This is a genomic window from Micropruina sp. (genome assembly GCF_027492755.1).
Taxonomy (GTDB): Bacteria; Actinomycetota; Actinomycetes; order Propionibacteriales; family Propionibacteriaceae; genus Micropruina.
This window is the reverse complement of sequence record NZ_JAPUED010000249.1, coordinates 1-8,778: the sequence shown is the minus strand read 5'-3', so window position 1 is coordinate 8,778 and position 8,778 is coordinate 1. Positions and strand designations below refer to the sequence as shown.

8 protein-coding genes are annotated in these 8,778 nt (G+C 69.9%); 2 read left to right on the top strand and 6 right to left on the bottom strand.

The features are described from left to right. Nucleotides 1–117 precede the first annotated feature (117 nt). Nucleotides 118–1,254, bottom strand: a complete 1,137-nt coding sequence (locus Q0066_RS16740; RefSeq protein ID WP_298135058.1) for a mannitol-1-phosphate 5-dehydrogenase — start codon at nucleotides 1,252–1,254, stop codon at nucleotides 118–120. Between the two features lies 1 nt (nucleotide 1,255). Then, the gene (locus tag Q0066_RS16735; RefSeq protein WP_298135057.1) at nucleotides 1,256–3,322 is read right to left on the bottom strand and encodes a PTS sugar transporter subunit IIA; all 2,067 of its coding nucleotides are present in this window, start codon (nucleotides 3,320–3,322) and stop codon (nucleotides 1,256–1,258) included. A 232-nt stretch (nucleotides 3,323–3,554) separates the two neighbouring features. Between Q0066_RS16735 and Q0066_RS16730 the strand changes: the two genes are divergently transcribed. Both Q0066_RS16730 and Q0066_RS16725 read left to right on the top strand, forming a co-directional pair. Next, nucleotides 3,555–4,559 (top strand): sugar-binding domain-containing protein, encoded by a 1,005-nt coding sequence (locus tag Q0066_RS16730; RefSeq protein WP_298135056.1) that lies wholly within the window; start codon nucleotides 3,555–3,557, stop codon nucleotides 4,557–4,559. Then, nucleotides 4,556–5,371, top strand: a complete 816-nt coding sequence (locus Q0066_RS16725) for a phosphotransferase (protein WP_298135055.1) — start codon at nucleotides 4,556–4,558, stop codon at nucleotides 5,369–5,371. The genes Q0066_RS16730 and Q0066_RS16725 overlap by 4 nt, the downstream gene beginning before the upstream one ends. A gap of 1 nt (nucleotide 5,372) precedes the next feature. On the opposite strand, the gene Q0066_RS16720 is transcribed toward Q0066_RS16725, so the two are convergent. From Q0066_RS16720 to Q0066_RS16705, 4 genes are all read right to left on the bottom strand, one after another. Then, nucleotides 5,373–6,020 (bottom strand): PTS sugar transporter subunit IIA, encoded by a 648-nt coding sequence (locus Q0066_RS16720; RefSeq protein ID WP_298135054.1) that lies wholly within the window; start codon nucleotides 6,018–6,020, stop codon nucleotides 5,373–5,375. 224 nt (nucleotides 6,021–6,244) lie between these two features. After that, complete coding sequence (locus tag Q0066_RS16715) at nucleotides 6,245–7,762, bottom strand: bifunctional ADP-dependent NAD(P)H-hydrate dehydratase/NAD(P)H-hydrate epimerase (protein WP_298135053.1); 1,518 nt, start codon at nucleotides 7,760–7,762, stop codon at nucleotides 6,245–6,247. Between the two features lie 4 nt (nucleotides 7,763–7,766). Beyond that, nucleotides 7,767–8,114 carry a holo-ACP synthase gene (locus Q0066_RS16710; RefSeq protein ID WP_298135052.1) on the bottom strand — a complete coding sequence of 116 codons (348 nt, stop codon included), beginning with the start codon at nucleotides 8,112–8,114 and terminating at the stop codon, nucleotides 7,767–7,769. Continuing rightward, nucleotides 8,111–8,778, bottom strand: a 668-nt coding sequence (locus Q0066_RS16705; protein ID WP_298135051.1) for an SIS domain-containing protein, incomplete at its 5' end; no start/stop codon positions are given. The genes Q0066_RS16710 and Q0066_RS16705, both read right to left, overlap by 4 nt.

Sequence of the window (8,778 nt, the reverse complement as noted above, 5' to 3'; positions counted from 1 at the left end):
TGCCCCCCCGAAACACCCGCCCCCGGCGTTGTTTTTCTCCCCGCCGCCCCCCCCCCCCCCCTCGCCGCCACCGGCCGCCGGGGGGCCCCGCGGGGCCGCCGTCGGTATGTCCGCAGGTCAGGCTTGGCGCTGGGCGAAGACCTCGAGTACCGCGGGGTAGAGCGGGTGATCGGGGTCCAGGCCGGTGATCTTGGCGACCGCGTCCTCGGGGGAGAGTTCGCCGAGCAGACGCTGCAGCTCGACGGCCTCCGGGTCCTCGGGGGTGTCGAAGCGCAGCCCGGCACCGATGGCGGCCAGCAGGCCGTCGCAGGACATGCCCCGTTCGGCCAGCTGGGACGCCGGGGAGATGAACCGGTCGTGCCGGCTCAGCTTGCGCAGCGGTCCGCGTCCGACCCGCAGGGTGGTGTCGGGCAGGAACGGGTTGGCGAACCGCTTCAGGATCTTCGACACGTACGCGCTCTGCACCGTCTCGTCGATGCCGTGCTTGGCGACGATCAACGACTTGGTGTCGGCCAGCGCGTCGGCGACCTTCGCCGACACCGACGAGTCGAGCAGCGCGTCGGAGATCTTCTCGATGCCCGCAGCGTAACCGAACCAGGCCGCGGTGGCGTGGCCGGTGTTCACCGTGAACAGCTTGCGCTCGATGTAGGGCTCCAGGTCCTCCACCCAAGTCACCCCGGGGATGTCGGGCACGTTGCCGTCGAACGGCGGGGTCTCGATGGCCCACTCGAAGTAGTTCTCGACGGTGACGTCGAGCCCCGCGTCCGGCGCCTGGGCGGGGACGATCCGGTCGACCGCGGTGTTGGCGAACAGCGCTCGGTCGGCCAGGTCATCCCCCTGGTAGGCCTCCTCGACCTCACCCTTGAGAATGTCGGTGCCGTTGATCGCGTTCTCGCACGCCATCACCGCCACCTTGGCCGCCCCGGACGGCCGCGCCGCGATCCCGGCGGCGATCGCCGGAGCCACGAACTTCAGGATGTGCGCCCCCACCGCCGTGGTCACGATGTCCGCCGAGGCGATCGCCGCGGTCAGCTCCTCGGCCTGCTTGGCCGAGTTGAGGGCGGAGTACCCGCGCACCACGGTGGTGCGCGGATCGTCCCCCACTTCGTTGACGGCGTAGGACTCGGAGTTCGCCAGAGCGTCGATCAGAGCCTCGGCCACGTCGGCGAAGACCACCTCGTAGCCGGCGTTGCTGAGCAACAACCCGACGAACCCACGGCCGATGTTGCCGGCCCCGAAATGCACTGCCTTCATGTCAGCCATTCACCTTTCCGAAGGCGTCGCGCACCTGCGCCGGCGACGATGCCTGTTCGAGATTCGCGATCTGCGACTCGTCGAGGAACACCTCGGCGATCTTTCCCAACAGTTCCAGATGGTCGTTGCCCGCGCCGGCGATTCCGATGACGAACTTCACCGGGTTGCCGTTCCAGTCGATCGCGTTGGGGTACCGGACGACCGAGATCGACGACTTGGTGATCATCGACTTCGCCTCGTTGGTGCCGTGCGGGATGGCCAGCAGGTTGCCCATGTAGGTGGACACCGACTTCTCCCGTTCGTGCATCGCCGCCACGTAGCCGGCGTCGACGTTCCCCGAAGCCACCAGCAGGTTGCCGGCCTCGGTGATGGCGCCGTCCCGGTCGGTGGCGGAGCCGTCGAGGACGATCGAGGAGAGCTTCAGCACCGCGTCCGCCTCATCGGTTTCGGACGCCGCGGCTGCCGGCTGGGGCGCAGCCGCCGGAGCCGGGGCAGGCGCGGGAGTCGGCGCCTCGGCGGCACCACCACCGTTGGCCCGACGGACCATCTCGACCACCTCGTCGTAGCGCGGGGACGCCATGAAGTTGTCCACCGCCACGTGCACGGCCGAGGGTGTGGCGGGGGCCGCGCGGTCCATCAGGTCCTGATGCGACACCACCACGTCGAAGGTGTCGGTCAGGTTCGAAATGGCCTTGTTCACCACCGTCACGTCCTTGAACCCGGCGGACTGGATCTTCTTCCGCAGCACCGAAGCACCCATCGCAGAGGAGCCCATGCCCGCGTCGCAGGCGAACACGATCGACTTCACCGGTCCGGACGGCTCCGCCCCGCCGGCACCGAGCAGGCCGGACAGCGCATCGGACGACTTGCCCTTGTTGGCCTCGGTCTGGCTGATCGCGCTGGCGAATTTATCCTCGCCCGCGGCCGCGGCGGCCAGGTCACGCTTGCGGGAGGCCCGCAGGATCACCCCGGCGATCAGGAAGGTGACGGTGGCGGCGAGGATCACCGAGAGGATCACGGCGATGTAGGCGCCGGGCGCCGTCTGGGCGATGACCGCCAGGATGCTTCCCGGGGCGGCCGGAGCCCGCAGCGCACCGCCGAGCAGCATGTTGGTGGTGACACCGGTCATGCCGCCGCCGATCAGGGCGATCAGCAGCGCCGGCTTCATCAGCGCGTAGGGGAAGTACACCTCGTGGATGCCGCCGACGAACTGGATGAACGCGGCACCCGGGGCCGACGCCTTGGCCGCACCGATGCCGAACACCGCGAAAGCGAGCAACAGGCCGAGACCGGGGCCGGGATTGGCCTCGAGCAGGAACAGGATCGACTTGCCGGTATCGGATGCCTCCTGGGTGCCGAGCGGTGTCAGCACGCCGTGGTTGATGGCGTTGTTCAGGAAGAACACCTTGGCCGGTTCGATGATGATGCTGGTCAGCGGCAACAGGTTGTTGGCCACCAGCCAGTTCACCGCGCTGCTCAGCACGTTCATCAGGCCGTTGACCAGCCAGGCGACGGGGTAGAAGCCGATGATCAGCAGGAAGAAGCCCCAGATACCGGCCGAGAACATGTTGACCAGCATCTCCAGGCCGGCCTTGATCTTGTTCTCCCACAGGCCGTCCAGCCACTTCATCGAGTAGGCGGCCAACGGCGCCATGATCATGGCGCCGATGAACATGTGCACCTGGCCCAGTTCCTTGAACGCATCCTCGGCGTTGCCCTGCGCGAGCCACACTTCGAGCAGTCGGATGTTCTCCTGCGCGATCAGGTAGTCCGAGCCGGCGATCGCACCGATGGTGCCGATGCCGGCCACGACGGCACCGCGGGCGCCGTAGACCATGGTTCCGCCGGTGACGGCGATGATGATCGGCAGCAGGTAGTGGATCATCGGCCCGACGATCGTCGCGATGCTCTCGTTCGGCGTGAAACCGGCGGGGATGAAGAACATCGTCAGGATGCCCCAGGCGATCAGCGCCGGGATGTTGGGCATGATCATGCCGGACAGGAATGTCCCGAATTTTTGGATGTGAACCCGCACCGAGGTTCTCGGCGCGGCTGTTGTGGTCGACATATATGTCTCCTTAGTTCTGCCCGGGGAGCCCCTGCGACACTGCTTGAAGAGGTCCCGCGCACGTGATCTGAGAACCCTAGACCGCTGGCGGGGGGAGGGCTACACCCCGACCCGCCCGGCACGCACAATGAGGCACTGAACACTCATCTGCACAGTGCCCACGGCACGGAGGATGCCTCCGGCACTCCGGCCTGTCAACAGACAACAGCGTTCTGATACCGTCATGGCTCAAATGAGCGAACCCAGCCAGCGCACCGGGGCCGGCTTCAAAGGCCCTGCCGAGCTCGTTCTCGCCGCCGAGATCGCGCACCGGTACTACCTCGACGAACGCACCAAGGTGGAGATCGCCGACGAGTTCCGGCTCAGCCGGTTCCGCGTCGCCCGGTTGCTGCAGGTCGCCAGGCAGGAAGGTGTGGTGCGGATCGAGATCCAGCAGTCCGGCGCGATCGACCTGGACCGGTCGATCCGGCTACGGGAGCGGTTCGGACTGGAGCACGCGGTGGTGGTCGACTGCGCCGAGGGCGATCCGGCACTGCTCCGGGCCGCGCTCGGACGGGCCGCGGCCGACCTGCTCGGCGAGGTGGTCAGCGCCGGCGACCTGATCGGACTGGCCTGGGCCCGCTGCGTCCAGTCCATGGTGCGCCAGGTGCGGCGGCTGCCGCAGGCCTCCGTCGTCCAGCTCACCGGGGTGCTGCCGCGGCCGCAGGATCCGTCCGGTTCGATCGACGACGAGACTGCGGTGGACGTGGTCCGCGACCTGGCCCGGGTCTGCCGCGGCCCCGCCTACTTGTACTTCGCACCGTTCCTGGTTCCGGACGCCGCGACCGCCCGCGCGCTGCGGCGCCAGCCGGAAATCGTCCGGGCCTTCGGCAAGGCCTCCTCCGCTGACGTCGCGGTGGCCGGCATCGGCCGCTGGGCGCCCGGGCTGTCGACGCTCTACCAGGCGGCCACGCCGCCGGAACGGACGGCATTGGCTCAGGCCGGCGTCTGCGCCGAGATGGCGGGCATCTGCCTCGCCGCCGACGGCGAACCGCTGCACACCCCGTTCAACGACCGGATGATCGCCGTCGAGGCGGCCCAACTGCGGGCGGCGTCCCACCGGATCGCCATCCCCTACGGAAGCGAGAAGTACCCCGCGGTGCTGGCCGCGCTGCGCAGCGGGCTGGTCACCATGCTGGTGACCCACTCCGCGCTCGCCGAAGCTCTGCTCAGCCGCGACGAACCGGCCCGCTCGTGACCGGCACCGGCGGTGGCACCGATCGCCCGGACGAGGTGGTGCTGGTCGGCGGCACCGCCAACCGCGGGCTGATCATGCGGCGCGGCGACGCCGTCCATCGACCACCCGGACCGCACGCGGCCAGCGTGCACGCGCTGCTGACCTACCTGGACGAGGTGGGCTTCGACGGAGCGCCCCGGTTCCTCGGCATGGACGAGCAGGGCCGTGAGGTGCTCAGCTTCATTCCGGGCGACGCCGTCGTGCCGCCCTACGCACCGTGGATGTTCAGCGATGACACGCTGCGTAGCGTGGCCCGGCTGCTGCGCCGCTATCACGAGGCGGTCGCCGATTTCGACCTGGCACCCTGGCGCTGGTCGCGTCCGCCGCCCGAGGAGTTCCGCGGTGCGCTGGCCTGCCATTCCGACCCGAACCTGGCCAACGTGGTGTTCCGCGACCAGGTGGCGGTGGCACTGATCGACTTCGACCTGGCCGGGCCCGGCCGTCCGATCTGGGACGTCGCGGCCGCCGCCCGACTGTGGGCACCGCTGCGGGCCGACGAATACATCGACGACCCGCGACACGGCCGCGGCGCGGAACGACTGGGCATCTTCCTGAACGCCTACGGCGGCGACTTCGATGCCGACGAGTTCCTCGACGCGGTCAGCGCCAACCACGACTGGCTCTACCAAGTCGTCGAAGACGGCTCGGACGCGGGCATCGAAGGCTTCGTGGATTACTGGGCCATCGTCGAACAGCGTGCGGACCGCACCCGGGACTGGTACCGGACCCAGCGGCCGATGCTCCGTGCGGCGGCCGGCCGGACGCCGCACTAGCTCAGTTGTTGACCTTGACCAGCGTGCGCCAGACCTGCTCAGGGGTGACCGCCTGCTCGAGCTGGGCGACCTTCGACTCGTCGAGGAAGACCTCGGCGATCCGGCCCAGCAGTTCCAGATGCTGGCCGTCGGCACCGGCGATACCGATCACGAACTTCACCGGGTTGCCGTTCCACTCCAGCCCGTTCGGGTAGCGGACGACCGAGATCGCGGACCTCCGGATCTTCGTCATGCCCTCGTTGGTGCCGTGCGGAATCGCCAGCAGGTTGCCCATGTAGGTGGACACCGAACGCTCCCGCTCGAACATCGAGTCGATGTAGCTGTCGTCGACCGCACCGGTCGCGACCAACAGGCCCCCGGCCTCACGAATCGCGTCGTCCTTGCTGCTGGCGGTGCCCTGCAGTTCGATGGCGCGCAGCTTCAGGATGGCGTTCTCGTCGTCGATCGCAGCCTGCTCGACGGGCGCGGACTCGGCGGCCGGCTCGGCGAGGGTGTCGGCGGCGGGTGGGGCGGGCGCCGGCGGGACTGGTTGCGCCTTGGCGGTCTCGGTCGGGGCCTGCGGGGAAGCCGACTGGCGCCTGCGCACCAGGTACATGGTCGCAATGGCCACCACGGCGACGATCAGCACGATCACCAGGGTCTGTTCCATCAAGGTTCTCCTCGTCGACGGATGTCCGGCACGCAACAGGCGCCAGAAGGGATTCTGTCACCTCGCACCGGCAAGAACGATCCTCGGCCCGCCATCCGGCCAGTCGGGGCGAGCACCCGGGGATCCCGATTCACGTCCGGGATGACGACTGTGACGACACTAGGTCACAGCCAGAAGGTCACATCCCGGCGAACGCCGGGATCTCCGGCGGCCGGGATCCCGGATCAAGTCCGGGATGACGGGCGGGGCCTGGAGGACGGGCGGGGCCTGGATGTCGGAGCACACAGCCCGGCGACCACGCCGGGGAGCCGGACGGCGAGCTCCTGGGGCGGGTACGGTCCGGGAGCGGACGCCGCGGTCAGCGCCTGGATCGACGCTCCGGCCAGGGCCGCTTTCGCGGGCGGGAGCCCGGCGGCGAGCAGGGTGCCGCAGATGCCGGCCAGCACGTCACCGGAGCCGGCCTGGGCCGTCCAGTGCGGGCCTGGGACGGCGATGCCGACCCGGCCGTCGGGCCCGCAGACGTACTGGGTGGCGCCCTTGAGCAGCACCGTCGCGCCGAACCGGGTCGCGGCGGCGCGGACGGCCGCGAGCGGGTCGGCGCTCACCGCGGCGCGCTCGATCTCCAGCAGCCGGGCCAGTTCACCGGCGTGCGGGGTGAGCAGCACCCGCTCCCCCAGTTCGCCGGGCGGCAGGAAGCGCAGCGCGTCGGCGTCCAGCACCAGGGGGAGCGCCTCGGCCAGCGCCTGCTCGACCGCCACGGCGCCGTCCGGACGTTTCCCCCAGCCACAGCCCAGCACCCGGGCCTGCACCCGGCCGGCGCCGAAGACCACGTTGGGTGCCGCCTGGCGGATCAGCGCGACCGCCCCGTCCGCGCCGGCGAACCGGATCATGCCGGCACCGGCGTGCACGGCGCCCAGGGTGGAGAGCACGGCGGCGCCGGGATAGTCGCCCGACCCGGTGTCGAGGCCGACCACGCCGCGGGAGTACTTGTCGCTGCCGGCGTCCGGAGTCGGCCAGACGGCCGCGACGTCCGAGGGTTCCCAGCAGCGCAGGTCGGGTTCGGGCAGGTCGAGCCCGATGTCGACCAGTTCGACCGTTCCGGATGCGGACGCCGCCGGCTCGAGCACCTGGCAGAACTTCAGCCCGCCGAAGGTGACGGTGCGAACGGCGGTGAAGTGAGGCAGGCCGACGCCGACTAGATCCCGGGGCAAGCCCGGGATGACGGCGGCCGCCGGGCTGACCGAGCCGCACTGATCCGCGTCCAGCCCGGACGGCAGGTCGACGGCCACCACCGGCACCTCGGCGTCCGCGCATGCTCGGGCGAACAGGGCGACCGGTTCCCGCAGCCCAGCGCGTCCGCCGATACCCAGCACTCCGTCGACAACGAGATCGATCGAACCGAGAGCGGCCACGGCGCCGACCGCGTCCACCTGCCGGCCGCCGGCGACACGAAAGGCGGCCCAGGCGGCCTCATGGACACGTTCCGAGGTCAACCAGGCCGTCACCCCGACGCCGCGGCCCAGCAATCGCGCCCCGGCATACAGCGCGTCACCACCGTTGTTGCCGGCACCGGCGACCACCAGCACCCGCGCGCCATGGACGGCGCCGCGCAACCCGCGAAGCTCCCGCAACAACACCGACGCCAGCCCGGACGCCGCACGCTGCATCAGCACCCCGGGCAGCGAGGCCAGCAGCGGCTCCTCCGCCGCGCGAATGGTCTGGGCCAGGTACGCCGCTCTCATGGCGTCAAGCCTCGCAGACCACCACCGCGGCGGCGATGCCGGCGTCATGGGTGATGGAGAGATGCACGGTGGCGATGCCCAGCTGGGCGACCCGGTCGGCGATCGTCCCGGTGTAGTGGAAGTAGGGCTTGCCGAGGTCGTCCTTGCGCACCTCGACGTCGTGCCAGGACAGCCCGGCGGGTGCCCCGAGCGCCTTGGCCAGCGCCTCCTTGGCGGCGAAGCGTCCGGCCATCCGGTTCATCGACGAATCCCGCTCGGCAGGGGTGAACAGCCGAGCCAGCAGCCGCTCGCGGGCAGCTGCCGAGGCGAACCGTTCGACGGGGCAGACGTCGATGCCGATGCCGACGATCACTCGACGGTGACCGACTTGGCGAGGTTGCGAGGCTGGTCGACGTCGTAGCCCTTGAGGGTGGCCACCTCGCAGGCGAACATCTGCAGCGGGACCGTGGCGACCAGCGGCTGCATCAGCGTCGACACCTTGGGCAGCCGGAACAGGAAGTCCGCGTACGGGGTCACTTCGTGATCGTCGTCCTCGGCGAGAACGATGGTGAACGCGCCGCGGGCCCGCACCTCCTGGACGTTCGAGATCACCTTGTCGTGCAGCTGATCGCGGCCCTGCGGCGGCACCACGACGAAGATCGGGATGCCGTCCTCGACCAGGGCGATCGGGCCGTGCTTGAGCTCGCCGGCGGGGAAGCCCTCGGCGTGCAGGTAGGCGATCTCCTTCAGCTTCAGCGAACCCTCCAGGGCGACTGGGTACCCGACGTGCCGGCCGAGGAAGAGAACCGACTCGGCCTCGACGTAGCGGGCAGCGAGTTCCTTGATCGGCTCGATCTCGTCGAGCACCCGCTGGATCAGCGGCGGGGTGGCGGCCAACTCGCCCATGATGGCGGCGATCTCGTCGCCGAACTTCGCGCCCCGCACCTGCGCCAGGTAGAGGCCGAGCAGGTAGCAGGCCGCCACCTGGGTGAGGAAGCCCTTGGTGGAGGCGACGCCGATCTCGGGGCCGGCGTGGG

Bases quoted from the DNA above. Each gene is read 5' to 3' on its own strand.
- Q0066_RS16740 (WP_298135058.1), bottom strand. From the start codon at position 1,254: ATGAAGGCAGTGCATTTCGGGGCCGGCAACATCGGCCGTGGGTTCGTC.
- Q0066_RS16735 (WP_298135057.1), bottom strand. From the start codon at position 3,322: ATGTCGACCACAACAGCCGCGCCGAGAACCTCGGTGCGGGTTCACATC.
- Q0066_RS16730 (WP_298135056.1), top strand. From the start codon at position 3,555: ATGAGCGAACCCAGCCAGCGCACCGGGGCCGGCTTCAAAGGCCCTGCC.
- Q0066_RS16720 (WP_298135054.1), bottom strand. From the start codon at position 6,020: ATGGAACAGACCCTGGTGATCGTGCTGATCGTCGCCGTGGTGGCCATT.
- Q0066_RS16715 (WP_298135053.1), bottom strand. From the start codon at position 7,762: ATGAGAGCGGCGTACCTGGCCCAGACCATTCGCGCGGCGGAGGAGCCG.